Origin of the sequence: Ruminococcus sp., from assembly GCF_019417665.1 — a bacterium.
Lineage (GTDB): Bacteria > Bacillota > Clostridia > Oscillospirales > Ruminococcaceae > Ruminococcus_C.
In genome coordinates, this window is sequence record NZ_DXUU01000002.1 from 57,260 (window position 1) to 75,858 (window position 18,599).

Here is an 18,599-nt window from a genome sequence, read left to right on the forward strand (position 1 = left end):
CGAGCATAATTTTGTCGTTTACAAGGAAAAAATCCGCAGGCATACTGACGTATGGCAAGGATTTTCGACGCAGTTAACGGCAAAATCTGCCGAAAGGACGTGCGAAAAAAGATGCTGAACAGGTTCTTATCCATTTATTTTATACTAATTCAAACACGGAGGTATCGTATAATGATTTCACCTTATCCGCATCTGATCGACCTGAATGATTACCCGGTTTCCTGGTGGAAACAAGTGGTAGATCTGGGAGAACAGATCAAAGATCACCCGGAGATCTACGCCGGCGCGTGCAGCAACAAAATCATGGCGACCCTGTTCTATGAACCGTCTACCCGGACACAGATGTCTTTCCAGACCGCTATGCTGCGTCTGGGCGGCAGACTCATTGGCTTCGACAATCCAGCAAATTCCTCCGTCTCAAAGGGTGAGACCCTTAAGGATACCACGAAAATTGTCAGCGGCTATGCGGATATTCTGGTCATGCGCCACCCTGTTGCCGGTGCAGCAAAGGCAGCAGCGCTTTCCGCAGACTGTCCGGTCATCAACGCTGGCGACAGCGGTCATCTCCACCCCACCCAAACGCTCACAGATCTGCTGACCCTCCAGTGCGAAAAGGGACGCCTTGACCATCTGACCATCGGTCTGTGCGGCGACCTCATCAACGGCAGAACTGTACACTCCCTGCTGAAAGCCATGTCCTGTTTCCCAGGGAACCGGTTTATCCTGATCTCCACCCCGGAGTTGGGACTGCCGTCCTATGTAAAGGACATCCTGAACGCAAGCAACTGCGAATTCGAGGAGATCTCCTCTCTGGAAGAGGCTCTGCCCCAGCTGGATGTACTGTACATGACACGAATCCAACAGGAGCGTTTCGCCAGCCGGGAAGAATATCTGGCGCAGAAGGACACTTATATCCTCACCACCAAAAAAATGCAGGCGGCAAAAAAAGATCTCGTCGTGCTCCATCCCCTGCCCCGTGTGGATGAGATCGAAGTGGCACTGGACGACGACCCCCGTGCCATGTACTTCAAGCAGGCACGCTATGGCATGTATGTGCGCATGGCACTGATCATTACCATGCTGAATCTGGACACCCACACTACACTGCTTCATGGCAAGACCGTACCGGGTGCCGCCTGCAAAAATCCCAATTGTATCACCTGCACCGAAACATACCTGCCCAAGAGCTTCATTCCCATCGGTGATTCTCTGCTGGAATGCGAATTTTGTAACGAACGGCTTCTGATGGAGCACTAAGACATTTTCGAACAATACAAAGGGAATATACATGAAAAAAGCGTTTTTTATTTTCTCTTCTCTCATAGTAACCGCTGCCATTTTCTGTTCCTGTTCTGCCGAGGAATCCGGCGAAAATAAGCCCTTTGCTGAATTACAATCATCGGATATCCACAGCGCATCCGTGCAATTGCTTCCTCCGGACGAAATGATTTCTATAACAGAGCCAAAAGAATTGACTGCGCTCCTGCATGATGTTGTCATCTATGAAGAAGATAATTCCTATTCTGAATATGACGGACAATCTGTCATATTTACGCTGGAAAAAACGGATGGCACAACGGTGGAGATCATGGCATACGATCCTTTCGTTGTAATCGACGGTATCGGCTATAAATGTGAATACGAGCCATGCGAGGCATTGAATCGCTATACAAATGATCTGCTAAATGAAAACATGTCCGTATAGTAGTATAATTAAAACGCAAGGGAGTCTACACCATGAAAATGCAAGACGAATTGAAACGCATCATGGAACGCAAAGAAATGGTCACTATTTACGGTGACAGCGCCGATTACGACTACCATTTTGTAGGCTACATACAGGCAATAGATGAAAGCGGATTGCTGCTGTCCAAACAGAATTACAGTGGATATCCCAGTGGATTTGTGTTCTTTACCGATGTGATCTACTTTGAAACGGATACCAAAGACATCAGGCGGCATGAAATACTATACCGGCTGAGAGATCTCCAACCTGCTGTGTTCCCTGTGAATGCCGAACAGAATCTGCTGGAAGAAGTCTTACGTATCTGCTGTGAAAAGCGCCTGTTCTGTAATATTTTCAAAAAAGAAGACGATGAGGGTGACGAACTAGGTTTCATTTCTGAACTTCATGAGGATCACCTCATTTTCACCAACATTGATAAATACGGCGACTATTTCGGAAAGAGCTATTTTGCTAAATCTGATATTTTCCGCATTTTCATTGAGGGCGAGGTTGAACAGACAACACGGCTTCTCTATGATGCCCAACAAAACACATAATTTCATATATACCAAAACAGGGCTTACTGCACTTCAACCATGCAGTAAGCCCTGTTTGTATTTATTCTATTTCAGAATCGTCCGTTTTGATCTGCGCCGCCTGCCCCTTTGCCTCTTTCAGCTTTTTCAGGCTAGGACGCATTACCATATAGGCTGTCACGCCGCAAGCAACTGTAAAAATTGCCAGAAATCCGATGATCTTTACGGCTTTGGACGGTTTCTCCTCTATCTGAGCCTCTGTCGTCACAGCCGTCTGTGCCGGTGCAGTTTCCGCCGCAGAAGCCCCATTTCCCACGGGCATTCCCCAGAGCATCAGCATACTCAGGGCACATACAAGTCCCTTTTTCCAGCATTTCTCCATGGCATTAGCCCAGAGAAGTCGGAAGAGATGCGGACGGCATTGCCGTGTTGTGCTCCAGATAGGACTCGTTTTTGGAAATCTTTACATTGTTGTAAACTTCCATACCAGTTCCTGCTGGGATCAGCTTACCGATCAGCACGTTTTCCTTCAGACCGTACAGATAGTCGCTCTTGCCGCGGATCGCTGCATCGGTCAAAGCCTTTGTGGTCTCCTGGAAGGACGCTGCCGACAGGAAGCTGTCAGAGCTGGACGCTGCCTTGGTAATACCCTGGAGCATAGGCTCAACAGTCACCAGTGCTACCTCAGTCTCACCTGCATCTATGCGTGCCTGGAGCTCATCGTTGATCTCCATAATCTTGCTGCGGCTCACCATAGTGCCCGGCAGCAAGTAACTGCTGCCAGAATCGTCTATCTTTACCTTACGCAGCATCTGACGAACAATAACCTCGATGTGCTTATCGTTAATATCTACACCCTGGAGGCGATATACTTTCTGTACTTCGCTGATGATATAATCCTGTACCGCCTGTACGCCCAGAATGCTCAGAATATCACCCGGGAATACATTACCTTCGGTCATGCGGGTACCCTTTGTAATATACTCGCCTTCCCGTACACGGATCTTGAAGTTATAGTGAATGGGGTAGGATTCGGACTCGCCAGTCTCCTCATTTGTGACAATAATGGTGCGGGAAGTCTTGATTTCCTCAATGTGCACCACACCGTCAATGCGGGACAGAACAGAAGCGTTCTTCGGATGACGGCTCTCAAACAGTTCTTCGACACGAGGCAGACCCTGTGTGATATCTTCTGCTGATGCGATACCGCCCGTATGGAAGGTACGCATGGTCAGCTGTGTACCCGGTTCACCGATGGACTGAGCTGCAATGATACCAACCGCTTCGCCCACAGAAACCAGGTTGCCGTTTGCCAGGTTTGCACCATAGCACTTTGCGCAGACGCCCTGTTTTGCACGGCACATGAGTACCGAACGGATCTTGATACGCTCTACGCCGCAGTCCAACACCTTCTGTGCATCTGCTTCTGTGAGCATCTTATTCTTGGAAATCACCAGCTCGCCGGTCTGTGGATCTCTCAGATCGTCTACCAAGAATCTGCCTACTAGACGCTCTGCCAGTTTTTCGATGAGCTCATTGCCGTTGCGAATTTCGTAGATCTCCAGACCATCTGTTGCGCCGCAGTCCTGTTCCCGAATGATAACATCCTGAGAAACGTCAACCAGACGACGGGTCAGATAACCAGAGTCAGCGGTACGCAGCGCCGTATCTGCCAGGCCCTTACGGGCACCACGGGAAGAAATGAAGTATTCCAGAATATTCAGACCTTCACGATAATTGGAACGAATCGGCATTTCAATGGTCGCACCAGAGGTATTGGCGATCAGACCACGCATACCTGCCAGCTGACGAATCTGGGAGATACTACCACGGGCACCGGAATCTGCCATCATGAAGATGGGGTTATACCGATCCAGACCGTTCTGCAGTGCTGTCGTAACGTCATTGGTTGCCTTATTCCAGATTTCGATGAACCGCTTGGATTTCTCCGCAGCAGAAATATAGCCGTACTCGTACTGTGTAGTGATCTCATCAACCTGTTGATCGGCAGACTTGACGATATCCCACTTTTCCTTCGGGATCTCCGCATCGCAGACAGCAACTGTGATCGCAGCCTTGGTGGAATATTTAAATCCGGTCGCCTTGATCTTATCGAGTACCTCAGAAGTTGTTGTTGTACCGTGGATCTTGATGCAGCGGTCAATGATCTGACCCAGCTGCTTCTTGCCGACCAGGAATGCAATTTCCAGGTCAAACTGCTTATCAGAATTGGTACGATCCACATAGCCCAGATTCTGCGGAATATTTTCGTTGAAGATCAAACGGCCGACAGTGCAGTCGATGATCTTGGAAACACGCTTTTCGCCGATATCCTTGGTGATACGCACCTTGATCTTGGCGTGAATGGAAACATCGCCCTCCTGATATGCCATGAGTGCTTCGTTTACATCCCGGAACACCTTTCCCTCGCCCTTTTCGCCGTCCTTTTCCATGGTCAGGTAGTAGGAACCCAGTACCATATCCTGTGTCGGAACAGCAACCGGACGTCCGTCCGAGGGCTTCAGCAGGTTGTTGGCAGCCAGCATGAGGAAACGAGCCTCAGCCTGTGCCTCAGCGGACAGAGGCAGATGCACTGCCATCTGGTCACCGTCGAAGTCAGCGTTGAACGCAGAGCAAACCAACGGGTGCAGCTTCAGGGCACGGCCTTCTACCAGCACCGGTTCAAATGCCTGGATACCCAGACGGTGCAGAGTAGGCGCACGGTTCAGGAGTACCGGATGGTCATGGATGACATTTTCCAGAGCATCCCATACTTCAGAAGATGCACGATCCACCATTTTCCGGGCGCTCTTGATATTGGCAATCACCTTGGTGTCTACCAGACGCTTGAGCACGAAAGGCTTGAACAGCTCCAGTGCCATTTCTTTCGGCAGACCACACTGATACATTTTCAGTTCCGGACCAACAACGATAACAGAACGACCGGAATAGTCAACACGCTTACCCAACAGGTTCTGGCGGAAACGTCCCTGCTTACCTTTCAGCATATCCGACAAGGATTTCAGAGCACGGTTATTCGGACCAGTAACCGGTCTGCCGTGGCGTCCATTGTCGATAAGGGCGTCTACAGCTTCCTGGAGCATACGCTTCTCGTTACGAACGATAATGTCCGGCGCATCCAGTTCCAACATCCGCTTCAGACGGTTGTTCCGGTTGATGACACGGCGGTACAGATCGTTCAAGTCAGATGTTGCATAACGTCCGCCATCCAACATGACCATGGGGCGCAGATCCGGCGGAATAACCGGAACTACATCCAGGATCATCCACTCCGGGCGGTTACCCGACTGGCGGAATGCCTCTACGATTTCCAGACGCTTCAGCAGCTTCACACGCTTCTGACCGGAGGAAAGTCCAGCCAGTTCGGTTTTCAGTTCTGCTGCCAGTTCGTCCAGATCTATGGCTTTCAACAGCTTCTGGATCGCCTCAGCACCCATTTCTGCTACGAATTCATCACCGTACTTTTCCCGATATGCGATATATTCCTTTTCTGTGAGCAGCTGCTTCGGCACCAGGTCAGTAGAACCCGGATCCAGTACAATAAACTTTGTAAAATAGAGCACTTCTTCCAGACGCTTCTGGGATATTTCCAGCATCTGACCGATACGGGACGGTGTGCCTTTAAAGTACCAGATGTGAGAAACCGGCGCAGCCAACTCGATGTGACCCATTCGTTCCCGGCGCACTTTTGCACGGGTAACTTCTACGCCGCAGCGGTCGCAGACCTTACCCTTGAAGCGGATCTTCTTGAACTTTCCGCAGTGGCACTCCCAGTCCTTCGTCGGTCCGAAAATGCGTTCGCAGTACAGACCGTCACGCTCCGGCTTCTGTGTACGGTAATTGATTGTCTCCGGACGTTCTACAGCACCATAAGACCACTCCCGGATGCGCTCCGGAGAAGCGAGACAGATCTTGATGGATTCAAAAGTATTAAATTCCAAACCGTTACCTCCTACTACGATCTATGAGGAAACAGACGGCATTGCCGCCTGTGTATATTTTCAGATACTGATACTAATCTCTAACCGAACCCATAATGATCAGAGCAGATCTTCGTTGCCATCGTCCATGTTCAGGCCAAACAGTGCATCGTCATCCTCTGCATCATGATCTTCAGCGCTGCCCAAGAAGTCTTCTTCATCCAGGTCAGTGTCCTCAAAGGACAGTCCGGCATCTTCCATATCCTTATCCACTTCATCATACAGCATAGTCTCTTCTGCATCGTCTGCAAAGCTTACCGGCTGCGGAATGATAGCATCATCTTCGTCAAAGTTGGACTTGAGGTCGATTTCTTCCTGATTGCTGTCGAGTGCCTTGACGTCCAGACCCAGAGACTGCATCTCCTTGATCAATACCTTGAAGGACTCCGGCAGACCCGGCTTCGGCACATTCTGACCCTTGACAATTGCCTCGTAGGTGTTGACACGACCCACAGTATCGTCAGATTTCACGGTCAGGATCTCCTGAAGGGTGTATGCTGCACCATAAGCCTCCAGCGCCCATACTTCCATCTCACCGAAACGCTGTCCGCCGAACTGCGCCTTACCGCCCAAAGGCTGCTGTGTTACCAGAGCATAAGGACCGACAGAACGTGCATGGATCTTATCGTCTACCAGGTGGTGGAGTTTGAGGTAATACATATAACCGACAGTAACACGGTTGTCGAACTTTTCACCGGTACGGCCGTCATACAGGGTGAACTTGCCGTCCTCACACATTTCCAGTGCCTTGGGATTGATGACCTTATCCATAGGTTTCAGTTCAAAGGGATCATCCCGGTGGGGTGCATTCTGCTCGTTGGCTTCACGGAAACAAGCACGGATATCATCCTCATGTGCGCCATCGAATACCGGCGTCATAATGTGCCAGCCCAGTGCCTTTGCAGCCATACCCAGGTGTACTTCCAGCACCTGTCCAATGTTCATACGAGACGGTACGCCCAGAGGATTCAGCACAATATCCAGCGGTGTGCCATCCGGCAGGAAGGGCATGTCCTCTTCCGGCAAAATTCTCGAAACGACACCCTTGTTACCGTGACGTCCTGCCATCTTATCGCCGATGGAGATCTTACGTTTCTGTGCAATATAGCAGCGCACCAGCATATTAACACCCGGAGACAATTCATCACAATTTTCACGGGTAAAGATCTTTACATCTACAATGATACCCGCTTCGCCGTGAGGTACTTTCAAAGAGTTGTCACGGACTTCACGTGCCTTTTCACCAAAGATAGCACGCAGCAGCCGCTCTTCTGCGGTCAGTTCTGTTTCACCCTTCGGGGTAACCTTGCCGACCAGAATATCGCCGGCATGTACTTCTGCACCGATGCGGATAATACCGTTTTCGTCCAGATCTTTCAGTGCATCGTCACCCACATTTGGGATATCCCGGGTAATTTCTTCCGGTCCCAGCTTAGTATCACGGCACTCGATCTCATATTCTTCAATGTGTACGGAGGTAAACACATCCTCACGTACCAGACGCTCATTCAGCAGAACAGCATCCTCATAGTTATAACCCTCCCAGGTCATGAAGCCGATGAGGGCATTCTTACCCAGAGAAATTTCACCGTCAGCCGTTGCCGGACCATCTGCCAAAACCTGCCCCTTGCGAACACGTTCGCCGGCGTCAACGATAGGACGCTGGTTGATACAAGTCGCCTGGTTGGAACGCTTGAATTTCTGGAGGTGATACTTGTGTGTCTTGTGATCATTGTCCACCAGAACGATCTCATCTGCGGAAACAGAATCAATGACGCCGTCATATTCCGACACGATGCAGACGCCGGAGTCTACGGCTGCCTTATATTCCATACCAGTACCCACAAAAGGACGCTCTGTCTTCAGCAGCGGCACAGCCTGACGCTGCATGTTAGAGCCCATGAGGGCACGGTTTGCATCGTCGTTTTCCAGGAACGGGATCATAGAAGTCGCAACAGAAACTACCATCTTCGGTGAAACGTCCATGAAATCGACCTTTTCCGCTTCGATCTCCAGGATCTGATCCCGATAACGGCCGGCTACCTTGGCATTAGCGAAATGACCGTCCTCAGTCAGCGGTTCATTTGCCTGGGCTACAATGTAGTTATCCTCCATGTCGGCAGTCATATAAACAACTTCATCTGTAACACAGCCCGTGGCCTTGTCTACCTTTCGGTAGGGCGCTTCAATGAAGCCGTACTGATTGATGCGTGCAAATGTTGCCAGATAGGAGATCAGACCGATGTTCGGACCTTCCGGTGTCTCAATAGGACACATTCTGCCGTAGTGGCTGTAGTGTACGTCACGCACCTCAAATCCGGCACGATCACGAGACAGACCGCCAGGGCCCAGTGCCGACAAACGGCGCTTGTGAGTCAGTTCAGCCAGCGGGTTGTTCTGATCCATGAACTGGGACAGAGGCGAAGAACCAAAGAATTCCTTGATCGCCGAAGTCACCGGGCGGATGTTGACCAGTGCCTGCGGGGTAACAACATCCATATCCTGTGCTTGAATATTCATGCGCTCCCGGATGACACGCTCCATACGAGTGAAACCGATGCGGAACTGGTTCTGAAGCAGTTCGCCCACAGAACGAATACGGCGGTTGCCCAGGTGGTCGATGTCGTCCACATTGCCCACGCCGTCGCAAAGGTTCAGGAAGTAGCTGATCGTAGCATAGATATCTTCCAGAATGATGTGCTTGGGCACAAGTTCATCTGCACGCTTGCGGATCGCCATGCGGAGTTCTTCCTCATCAGCGCAGGAATCCAGGATCTCACGGAGCACAGTATAGCGCACCTTTTCGCTGATGCCCAGTTCCTCGCAGTCAAAGTTCACATAGCTGCTGATATCTACCATGCCGTTGCCGATGATCTTGATTTCCTTTTCCACAAAGCGGATCTCATTCTCACCGGATTCGGTCACAAAATATTCCTTTGTTTCTACCTTGATAAAGGCTTCCTTGATGCCTGCTTCCTGTACCTGCATTGCCTGGTCGAATGTCAAGGTCTGACCTGCATCAAAGAGCAGCTCACCGGTGGTCTCGTCAATGACCGGACGGGACAGCTCATGGCCTGCCAGACGGCTGGCAATGCCCAGCTTTTTATTGTATTTATACCGACCAAACCGGCACAGATCGTACCGCTTCGCATCAAAGAAGAGGTTGTTCAGATGTGTCAGAGAGCTTTCCACCGTAGGCGGCTCGCCCGGACGGAGCTTCTTGTACACATCGATGAGAGCATCCTCTGTATTTTTTGCGGCATCCTTTTGCAGGATAGTCTGATTCAGACGTTCGTCATCGGCGAACATCTCTGCAATTTCCTCATCGCTGCCGATACCCAGGGCACGGATAAAGGTCGTGATCGGAATCTTACGGTTTTTATCGATGCGGACATAGACCACATCGTTAGAATCCATTTCATATTCCAGCCATGCGCCCCGGTTCGGAATGACAGTTGCCTTGAACAGATCCTTACCGGTGCGGTCTTTCTCCGACGCATAATATACACCCGGAGAACGAACCAGCTGAGATACGATAACACGCTCCGCACCATTGATGACAAACGTGCCGCTCTCCGTCATCAGCGGAAAGTCGCCCATGAAGATCTCGCTTTCTTTTACTTCACCGGTCTCCTTGTTCCAGAGCGTCGCAGTCACACGAAGGGGCGCCGCATATGTGACGTCACGTTCCTTGCACTCTGCAATGGAATATTTCGGCGTGTCATCGATCCGATAGTCCGTAAAGTTCAAAACCAGATTGCCGTTATAATCCGTAATGGAAGAAACGTCACGGAAAACCTCTTTCAGACCCTTTTCACGGAACCAGTTGTACGAGTTTTTCTGTACCTCGATCAGGTTCGGCATTTCGAGAACCTCGTTGATCTTACCGAAGTTCATACGAACGTTTTTCCCGCACTGCTTTGGCGTAACATGCACCATTGGCGAAAAACCTCCTTACTCTTTATCAGACATGGCATAAAATCCGCCTGCCGGAGCGAAACTTTCTTTTTTTCAAAATTTCAGAATCCTCTTGACAGGCGTGGGCGGAATGTGGTATACTATTTTGCTGAAAAATATATTTTCACATTACGATACATTTTATAATTATATAACATTGCCCACTGCCTGTCAAGCATATTTTGTAAATTTTGTTCAAACGCTCATGTTTCCTTGGAAGCATAAGCGTTTTTTTGTATACCTCTCCAAAATCGTCCCATATGCCGCCCTTCTTTGCCCTTTGCCATGAAAAACAGTATTTACTTTTTTCGAAAATCATGCTATACTGTTGGTATGTAAATATCTTTGCAGCGTGCTTTGCAGGGCATCATGCTCCAGTGTAGGGGCGAACTGTGTTCGCCCGCAAATTTTCTGCGTATAAAGCCACGGGCGAACGCAGTTCGCCCCTACATTGTGTTCATTTTACCGTAGCGCAATGGCATAAATCTAATTACAAACGAGGTGAACCAGCTTGTTTACCCAAATCAAAAGTCTCGGGCTTTTCGGTCTGAACGCCTTTCCGGTAGATGTGGAAGTCAGCATGAGCCGGGGCAACCCCCAGTTTGAGATCGTGGGACTGCCGGACGCCACCGTCCGGGAAAGCCGGGAACGCATCCGCTCTGCATTGGGCAGTATTTCCATTGCCCTGCCGCCCCGGCGGATCACTGTAAATCTGGCACCGGCTGATGTGAAAAAAATCGGCACCATGCATGACCTTGCCATTCTTCTTGGCATTCTGGTGAGCATGGATCAGCTTTCTCCCCAGCCAGCATACCGATATTTTATCGGCGAAGTCTCCCTGTCGGGGCAGGTGCGTTCCGTAAACGGCGTCCTGCCCATGGCGCTTCTCGCTGCACAGAACGGTGCAAGGGAACTATACGTTCCGGCAGACAATGCCGCCGAAGCCTCAGCCGCCGGCATCCCCGTCTATGGTGTCCACAGCATTGCGGAACTCCGGACGCATCTGGAACAGGGTGATACAATCCGGCAGCAGACCACCTACGTGCCGGAAGCATCTGAATCCGGAGAGATCCTGGACTTTGCCGATGTCAAAGGGCAGCAGAATGCAAAATACGCCTTGGAGATCGCAGCGGCGGGCGGACACAACGCCCTCATGATCGGCAGTCCCGGCAGCGGTAAAAGTATGCTTGCCAAACGGATTCCATCCATTCTCCCGGAAATGACCCCGGCAGAATCCATGGAGACCACCCAGATCTATTCCATTGCCGGGCTTCTGGATTCGAAGCATCCGCTGATGACAAGGCGGCCTTTCCGCTCGCCCCATCACACCATTTCCGGTGCAGGACTGGTTGGCGGCGGCACCATTCCTCGTCCGGGAGAAATTTCCCTGGCTCACAACGGACTGCTGTTTCTGGACGAATTGGCAGAATTCGACCATCGCACTCTGGAAATCATGCGCCAGCCTTTGGAAGACCGGCGTGTCACCATTACCCGTGCTGCTGGAACAGTCTCTTATCCCTGTTCTATGATGCTGGTGGGTGCCATGAATCCCTGCCCCTGCGGTTATTTCGGTCATCCCCGGCGCAAGTGCACTTGTTCCGACCGGCAGGTACGGCAATATCTGGGACGTATTTCCGGTCCGCTGCTGGATCGGTTCGACCTGCACATTGAGGTAGAACCGGTCTCCTTTGATGATCTTTCGGCAAAGACAAAGGCGGAATCTTCTGCCGCCATCCGTGCACGGGTGCAGAAAGCACGTGCAGTGCAAAACGAGCGCTTCATCGGCACAGATATTTTCTGCAACGCCGTGATCCCTGCCGGGAGATTGCAGGAATTCTGTCCCATGGATGACAATGCGTCCGCACTGCTCCGGGCAGTATTCGACAAGTTGGGACTGAGCGCACGAGCCTATGACCGAATCTTAAAGGTAGCGAGAACCATTGCCGATCTGGACGGCAGTACGGTCATTCAGAAGCAGCACATCGCCGCAGCAGCACAGTTCCGCAGCCTGGATCGGAAATACTGGGCACAATAACAGCATCAAAGCAATTAGATTTTTTCTAGAAAGGATCTCCATGAAAAGACAATACACTCCCACCCGGCGGGAAAAACCAGAACGCTGGTTTCCCCAGTACTGGCGGCGGCTGGACAAATCCCTGATTTTCACCGCACTCCTCTGTTCCGGACTGAGCATTCTCCTGCTGTATTCCATCTGGCAGAACAGCATCATCAGTGCTGTGGACGCAAGCCAATACCGCACCCAGCTGTTTTCCTGCATCCTGGGAATCATCTGCGTCCTGGTACTTTCCGTTGTGGATTATCATAAAATTGTACGGCTCTGGTTTCTCTATGCCCCCATCGCCCTGCTTCTGACCCTCCTTTGTTTCACCTCTCTGGGACACAAGCGAGCCGGAGCAGATGACCAGGCATGGCTGAATCTAGGCTTTATCCAGTTCCAGCCTTCTGAGGTGCTGAAACTCACCTTTATCCTCACCTTTGCGCTCCACCTGGCAAAGGATGAAGGCAACATGAACAAGCCCCTGCATATGCTATTACTCTGCATTCATGGTGCCATTCCCACGGGACTCATTGCCCTGCAAGGAGACTACGGCACGGCGATCGTCTTTGCGGTCATCTTTCTGGGGATGCTGCTTTCAGCGAAAATTTCCTGGAAATATGTCCTGGGCTTGCTCTTTGCCATTCCGGCGGCACTCATTGCCGTGTGGAATTTCATCCTGGGGGATACCCACAAAAAACGTATCTTGGTGCTGCTTCACCCTGGCATGGATCCAGACGGCATCGAGTATCAGCAAGACCTGGGACTGAAAGCCCTGGCAAACGGCAAAGTTTTTGGCGTGGGGCTTTTTTCCGGAGAAGATGCCTACGTCTCCGTGCCGGAGCTCCACAACGACTTCATGTTCGCACACGTGGGTCAGGCGCTAGGCTTCGTAGGTGCTATGGCAGTGGTGCTGGTGCTGGCATTCCTCTGCCTGAAAATCCTCTATGACGGTTACCGCTCCAAGGATAAGCTGGGCATGTTCATCTGCACCGGCGTTTTCTCCATGCTGTTCATCCACTGTGTCATGAACATTGGCATGGTACTGAAAGTTGCACCGGTTATCGGCGTGCCCTTGCCTTTCATCAGCGCCGGTGGTACGGCAACAGTGAGCATGTACATTGCACTGGGCTTCGTGGTCAGTGCGTATAGTCATAATGATAAGAGATATCGTGTTTTCGAATAATGCCACAATAATGCATAATGATTTGAACAGTTTTTCGTATGTGTCCCCCACAAATACGATGCAAATGTAGGGGCGAACTGTGTTCGCCCGGTGGATGATTTCCAGAATCAGCGGGCGAACACAGTTCGCCCCTACAGTTTTATGGGTAATATTTTCCGCTTTTCTGAATATATCCGAGACATGGCATCCGCCTAAAAATACGCATAAAATAACAGATTCAGAAAAGTTAAACGATAAAATTTATTCATTGCTCATTATTCATTATGCATTATAAAGTACTTGCTTTTTTCCAAAAAAAATGGCATAATAAAAGAAACGAAGTGCACCCCTGCACGGAAAGGAAACGAAACCTATGAAAAATCAACTGGTTCTGGTGCTGGACTTCGGCGGTCAGTACAATCAGCTTATTGCCCGGCGCATTCGGGAATGCGGCGTTTACTGCGAAGTACTCCGCTATACCACACCTCTGGAGGAAATTGCCGCACGCAACCCTGTGGGCATTATTTTCACCGGCGGTCCCAACAGCGTCTATGACGAAAACTCGCCCCATATTGCAAAGGAAATCTTTGAAATGGGCATTCCGATCCTGGGCATCTGCTACGGCTGTCAGCTCATGGCATACACTCTGGGCGGTACAGTTTCCACCTGCACCACATCGGAATACGGAAAAACGGAAACCATCTATGACAAATCCTGCGCCCTTTTCAGCGCAGAAGAATTGCCAAAACAGGCCATCTCCTGGATGAGCCATACAGACTACATCTCCGAAGCACCAGAAGGCTTTACCATTACAGCGCACACTGAAAACTGCCCTGTTGCCGCCATGGCAAATCCAGAGAAAAAGCTTTATGCCGTACAATTTCACCCAGAGGTCAACCATACCGAGCACGGTCTGTCCATCCTGGACAGTTTCCTAAAAAACGTCTGCGGCTGCACCGGCGACTGGACCATGGGCAATTACGCTAAAACTGCCATCCAGCAAATTCGGGAAAAGGTGGGCGACGGCAGAGTACTGCTGGCATTGTCTGGCGGCGTGGACAGCTCTGTCTGTGCAGCGCTTCTCTCCCGTGCTGTGGGCAAGAAGCTGACCTGTATTTTTGTAGACCACGGTTTTCTGCGGAAAAACGAGGGCGACGAGGTGGAAGCTGCATTTGCTGACCAGGACATCAATTTTATCCGTGTGAATGCTAAGGCTGCCTTTATGGAAAAGCTCAACGGCGTTTCTGATCCGGAAACCAAGCGAAAGACCATTGGTGAAGAATTTATCCGTGCCTTCGAACGGGAATCCAAGAAGCTGGGCACAGTAGATTTCCTGGCACAGGGCACCATTTATCCCGATGTCATCGAAAGCGGCTCGGGGGATGCGGCTGTGATCAAGTCCCACCATAACGTAGGCGGTCTGCCAGACTACGTAGATTTCAAGGAGATCATCGAACCTCTGCGCCTGCTGTTCAAGGACGAAGTACGTCAGCTGGGCATTGAACTGGGGCTGCCGGAAAATCTGGTATGGCGTCAGCCTTTCCCAGGACCGGGTCTTGCTATCCGTATTATCGGCGAAATTACCGACGAAAAGCTGGAAATCCTCCAGGATGCAGACTGGATCTTCCGGGAAGAGATCGCAAAGGCTGGTCTGGATCGGAGCATCCACCAGTACTTTGCTGTGCTCACCAGTATGCGTTCTGTAGGCGTCATGGGCGATGGACGCACCTATGACTACACGCTGGCGCTCCGTGGTGTCACTACCACAGACTTCATGACAGCGGATTTCGCACGGATTCCCTATGAGGTGCTGGAAGTCATTTCTGCCCGGATCGTCAATGAGGTAAAGCATATCAATCGAGTGGTGTATGATATTACCACAAAGCCGCCGGCTACGATTGAGTGGGAATAATGTATATATCCTCTGAAATGGTATAAATACGTGGTTTCAGCTTGTGCTATTGATGAGCGGCAACGATTTAGTATTATCTGAATCATAAAAAAGACCTAACTGATTCTTGGTAGATCAGTTAGGCCTTTTTCCTTTATTATAGGGAGAACTCTACTTTTTCTTAAATACCAGATCCATGGTAAACCCATGCGATTCCCTATTGTTATATGTAATATGAGACTGCTCAATGCGTTCCTGCACACCACGCACGCTGCTGAGATTCCGCAAAATCTCAGCTGTATTTCTGGCATCAGCCAGTGCGCCGTGCTCTGTTCCGGCAAAATAGATCTGCATAGAGCCAAGTGCGCTGGTCAAATTCATAGGACGGGAAAAACCGTAGATCCGCTGGTGGATCCGCTGCAAGTCCACCCAATGGGTATAAAACATATCGTGCAGGAGATGCTCCTTCAGGTCTGCCTCCCGGAGCAGCACGGCCTGATCCGATTTGCTCCAGGTATAAAATCGGCTAGGCTCCTTGCTGCCGACCCATTGGGTGAATTCCTGTACCGCCGCTGCATAATCCGGTGCTGAAGCCACTGTTTGGCTATTGATCCCGGTGATCCGTGTAATATGCGGCGGAATGCTGCTGTATTGGGGTCTCACATAGGTCTGAAACTCCTCCAGGAGCTCATTTTGTTCATTCAGTTTCACTGCACCAATTTCTAAAATTTCACTGCTTGCCACCAATTGCAGATCCGGGTCTCGAATGGGTGTAAATTCCAGATCCAAAACAATTTTATTGCCGTGCATGTCCACTTCCCCTTTTTATCCAATTCATTGATTCTATTATATCACAACTTTTTTTAAATTGCAATTCATTTTTGAAAAAATAAAGGATGCAGTCACATCACTACTGCATCCGTCTGTCATTGTATTAAATTGTGTTCACAGATTTCTTCAAGATCGATCACACCAGACCGCACTCGTCATAATCCTTCCATTTTTCCCGATTCACATGTCGACGATGGGTAGAAAGAGCATATACCACAGCCGCAACGCCTGCTGCGATCAGAGTCAGAACAAAAATCAGACTGCCGATTGAAGATCTCTCAGACTTTTTTTCCATGTTACATCATGCTCCCTTCTGTTTCCGGTTCTGCACCTGTCTGCCCCATTTCCGCCATCAGGCGCTGTAACTCTGCATCCACTTCCATATCATGCTGCAACTGCTCAAAGGTCTTTTCATCTGCAGAGCTGTCAGAACCTGCCATTTCTGCAAAAGCCGCCGCCTCTGCCTCCTGGCGCGTTACCTTTTCTTCCATGCGATTAAACTTATCCAGCGCACTAGAAGAATCCAAACCGCCCACAGACTGTGCCAGATTCTTCTGTGTCTTTGCCATCTGAGAACGTGCTATCAGCATTGCCTGGCGGCTTTTTGCTTCTTCCAGCTTGGATTTCAGCGTCTCCACCTGTTCCCGCACCTGCTCTGTCTGAGCAGAAATCTGCTCGTACATCTGCTGGTACTGCTTCACATCTTCGTCCGCCTTCACCTTGTTGGACAGTGCCTTTTTCGCCAGATCTACTTCACCCGCATTGAGGGCAGCCTTCGCCTTTGCTTCCCAATCTGCGGAGACCTTTACGGCATTGTCATACTGCCGCTTTGCGATCCGCTCACTTGCCATCGCTTTACCCAACGCCTGGGTTGCCTGGCTGACTTCCTTTTGCAGATCCAGGATGATCTGCTTTACCATCTTCTCCGGATCCTCTGCCCGGTCGATCATATCATTGATATTGGCCTTGAAAACATCGCCAATTCTGGAAAAAATGCCCATTATGAATTCCTCCATGATACCATTGTTTGATGCGGAATATGTTATTCTTATTATATCGTATTCCCGGTCACTTGTCAAGAGAAATCTTACAAAACATTTACAAATCCCCTCTCCCATCAGCATTTCCTCCAAATTTTCCGAAAATCAGAAGAAAACGCTCTGCATTCTGCCAACTTTTTCATCGAAAATACTACAAAACACTTACAAGTGCAGCGATCCACAAAACAAATGCGGCAGATACCGCACATTGCAGTACCTGCCGCATTTTCATAGACAGATCTGAAGATCATGTCACGCCGTTATTTTTTAAACTTTTTTCTGCACGCCAGAAGCAGAAGCAGAGATGCGCCTGCTGTCAGCATAATTGTGACACTGCGGTCATTGGTTTTCGGCGTACTGCTTACCTTACTGCTGCTGGACGATCTGTTGGAAGAAGCCCTGGCTGTCGTACTGGTTGCAGATGCCTTTACGGCACCTGTAGTAGTACCTGTGCCATTGCTGGAAATGCTGCTTGTTGTCTCTGTTCCAGAAGCGGTAGTTTCAGTTGTTGTGACATCTGTCTTACTGGAAGGCGTATGTACACCGTTATTTTCTGTGGTATTGTGCGGTGTGGTTGTCGTTTCTGTTGCAGTTGTTGTGGTGGTGGTTGTGGTAGTTGTTACAGTAGTTGATGTTGTAGGAAGTGTTCCCGTGCCCAGATATGCGTCTATCATGATCACCTGACCATCGATACCAGGCGTCACATCCTGCAATACCATATTGCCATCAGCATCTACGGTATAGGTCAGCAGTTCCAATACGCCATCCGCATTCACCCGGAAGTAAACAGGTTCTGCCACTGCGAAATCTGTCGGTGCTTCCAATTCTGTCAGGCAATATACCATATCAGGTGTCAGATCCGGCAACGGATATGCCGTACCTTCCTCCGAGATCCAAGCAGCAACGACCGTTCCCTTCTCATCGGTCAGCTGCAGCGAAGCGCCACCCAGCAGATTGCCTTCTGCATCCTGTTTCATAATTACCACTGGCGTTGTCGTTGTTTCTGTTGTGGTTACGGTGGTAGTTGTAGTGGTGGTCGTGGTTGTCGTAGTTGTGGTTGTCGTAGTCGTAGTGGTTGCATAAGAAGTTGTCGTTGTGGTTGTAGTCTCAGATTCTGTTGTCGTTGTAGTCGTGGTCTCGGATTCTGTCGTGGTTGCGGTAGTCGTAGTCGTTGTTGTGGTCGTTGTTTCAGTTGTTGTGGTCGTTGTTTCTGTCGGCTTGGTAGGACCTGCGGTAGACTGCGTGGTCTGAGCCGTTGTTGCGCTGGTGGAAGTCGTTGTATTTGCTTCCGTTGTTGTAGCAGCTGTTTCAGTTGTTGTAGTCGTTGTTTCTGTCGGCTTTGTAGGACCTGCGGTAGACTGCGTGGTCTGAGCCGTTGTTGCGCTGGTGGAAGTCG

13 protein-coding genes are annotated in these 18,599 nt (G+C 50.1%); 6 read left to right on the top strand and 7 right to left on the bottom strand.

What is annotated here, in order from left to right:
- Positions 1 to 171: 171 nt before the first annotated feature.
- The 3 genes from pyrB to QZ375_RS00945 are packed head-to-tail and all read left to right on the top strand — an operon-like array spanning position 172 to position 2,283.
- Positions 172 to 1,257 (top strand): aspartate carbamoyltransferase, encoded by a 1,086-nt coding sequence (pyrB, locus tag QZ375_RS00935; RefSeq protein ID WP_295214102.1) that lies wholly within the window; start codon positions 172 to 174, stop codon positions 1,255 to 1,257.
- Between the two features lie 31 nt (positions 1,258 to 1,288).
- Positions 1,289 to 1,705 (top strand): hypothetical protein, encoded by a 417-nt coding sequence (locus tag QZ375_RS00940; protein ID WP_295214103.1) that lies wholly within the window; start codon positions 1,289 to 1,291, stop codon positions 1,703 to 1,705.
- Between the two features lie 32 nt (positions 1,706 to 1,737).
- Positions 1,738 to 2,283: a hypothetical protein gene (locus QZ375_RS00945; RefSeq protein ID WP_295214104.1), complete on the top strand. Its 546-nt coding sequence runs from the start codon at positions 1,738 to 1,740 to the stop codon at positions 2,281 to 2,283.
- A 61-nt stretch (positions 2,284 to 2,344) separates the two neighbouring features.
- Here QZ375_RS00945 and QZ375_RS00950 read toward each other — a convergent pair whose 3' ends face one another.
- From QZ375_RS00950 to QZ375_RS00960, 3 genes are all read right to left on the bottom strand, one after another.
- Positions 2,345 to 2,644, bottom strand: a complete 300-nt coding sequence (locus tag QZ375_RS00950) for a hypothetical protein (RefSeq protein WP_295214105.1) — start codon at positions 2,642 to 2,644, stop codon at positions 2,345 to 2,347.
- A 4-nt stretch (positions 2,645 to 2,648) separates the two neighbouring features.
- The gene (gene rpoC / locus QZ375_RS00955) at positions 2,649 to 6,224 is read right to left on the bottom strand and encodes a DNA-directed RNA polymerase subunit beta' (protein ID WP_295214106.1); all 3,576 of its coding nucleotides are present in this window, start codon (positions 6,222 to 6,224) and stop codon (positions 2,649 to 2,651) included.
- 99 nt (positions 6,225 to 6,323) lie between these two features.
- On the bottom strand, positions 6,324 to 10,202 hold the full coding sequence (locus QZ375_RS00960; RefSeq protein ID WP_295214107.1) for a DNA-directed RNA polymerase subunit beta: 3,879 nt from the start codon (positions 10,200 to 10,202) through the stop codon (positions 6,324 to 6,326).
- A 529-nt stretch (positions 10,203 to 10,731) separates the two neighbouring features.
- Here QZ375_RS00960 and QZ375_RS00965 point away from each other — a divergent pair.
- The 3 genes from QZ375_RS00965 (at position 10,732) to guaA (ending at position 15,353) form a co-directional block, all read left to right on the top strand.
- Complete coding sequence (locus QZ375_RS00965) at positions 10,732 to 12,255, top strand: YifB family Mg chelatase-like AAA ATPase (protein WP_295214108.1); 1,524 nt, start codon at positions 10,732 to 10,734, stop codon at positions 12,253 to 12,255.
- A gap of 40 nt (positions 12,256 to 12,295) precedes the next feature.
- Complete coding sequence (locus tag QZ375_RS00970) at positions 12,296 to 13,462, top strand: FtsW/RodA/SpoVE family cell cycle protein (RefSeq protein WP_295214109.1); 1,167 nt, start codon at positions 12,296 to 12,298, stop codon at positions 13,460 to 13,462.
- A gap of 352 nt (positions 13,463 to 13,814) precedes the next feature.
- A complete protein-coding gene (gene guaA, locus QZ375_RS00975) occupies positions 13,815 to 15,353 on the top strand; it encodes a glutamine-hydrolyzing GMP synthase (protein WP_295214110.1) in 1,539 nt (512 codons plus the stop codon).
- 150 nt (positions 15,354 to 15,503) lie between these two features.
- On the opposite strand, the gene QZ375_RS00980 is transcribed toward guaA, so the two are convergent.
- The 4 genes from QZ375_RS00980 to QZ375_RS00995 form a co-directional block, all read right to left on the bottom strand.
- Positions 15,504 to 16,142, bottom strand: coding sequence for a 3'-5' exonuclease (locus tag QZ375_RS00980; RefSeq protein ID WP_295214111.1), 639 nt, complete (start codon positions 16,140 to 16,142; stop codon positions 15,504 to 15,506).
- 157 nt (positions 16,143 to 16,299) lie between these two features.
- Positions 16,300 to 16,458 carry a hypothetical protein gene (locus tag QZ375_RS00985; RefSeq protein WP_295214112.1) on the bottom strand — a complete coding sequence of 53 codons (159 nt, stop codon included), beginning with the start codon at positions 16,456 to 16,458 and terminating at the stop codon, positions 16,300 to 16,302.
- A gap of 1 nt (position 16,459) precedes the next feature.
- Positions 16,460 to 17,164 carry a PspA/IM30 family protein gene (locus QZ375_RS00990; RefSeq protein ID WP_295214113.1) on the bottom strand — a complete coding sequence of 235 codons (705 nt, stop codon included), beginning with the start codon at positions 17,162 to 17,164 and terminating at the stop codon, positions 16,460 to 16,462.
- A 299-nt stretch (positions 17,165 to 17,463) separates the two neighbouring features.
- On the bottom strand, positions 17,464 to 18,599 hold a 1,136-nt coding region (locus QZ375_RS00995; protein WP_295214114.1), incomplete at its 5' end, for a hypothetical protein.

Excerpts from the sequence above, each read along its gene's own strand:
- QZ375_RS00940 (WP_295214103.1), top strand. The coding sequence starts at position 1,289 with ATGAAAAAAGCGTTTTTTATTTTCTCTTCTCTCATAGTAACCGCTGCC.
- QZ375_RS00950 (WP_295214105.1), bottom strand. The coding sequence starts at position 2,644 with ATGGAGAAATGCTGGAAAAAGGGACTTGTATGTGCCCTGAGTATGCTG.
- QZ375_RS00980 (WP_295214111.1), bottom strand. The coding sequence starts at position 16,142 with ATGCACGGCAATAAAATTGTTTTGGATCTGGAATTTACACCCATTCGA.
- guaA (WP_295214110.1), top strand. The coding sequence starts at position 13,815 with ATGAAAAATCAACTGGTTCTGGTGCTGGACTTCGGCGGTCAGTACAAT.
- QZ375_RS00970 (WP_295214109.1), top strand. The coding sequence starts at position 12,296 with ATGAAAAGACAATACACTCCCACCCGGCGGGAAAAACCAGAACGCTGG.
- QZ375_RS00990 (WP_295214113.1), bottom strand. The coding sequence starts at position 17,164 with ATGGGCATTTTTTCCAGAATTGGCGATGTTTTCAAGGCCAATATCAAT.
- QZ375_RS00985 (WP_295214112.1), bottom strand. The coding sequence starts at position 16,458 with ATGGAAAAAAAGTCTGAGAGATCTTCAATCGGCAGTCTGATTTTTGTT.
- QZ375_RS00945 (WP_295214104.1), top strand. The coding sequence starts at position 1,738 with ATGAAAATGCAAGACGAATTGAAACGCATCATGGAACGCAAAGAAATG.
- QZ375_RS00960 (WP_295214107.1), bottom strand. The coding sequence starts at position 10,202 with ATGGTGCATGTTACGCCAAAGCAGTGCGGGAAAAACGTTCGTATGAAC.
- pyrB (WP_295214102.1), top strand. The coding sequence starts at position 172 with ATGATTTCACCTTATCCGCATCTGATCGACCTGAATGATTACCCGGTT.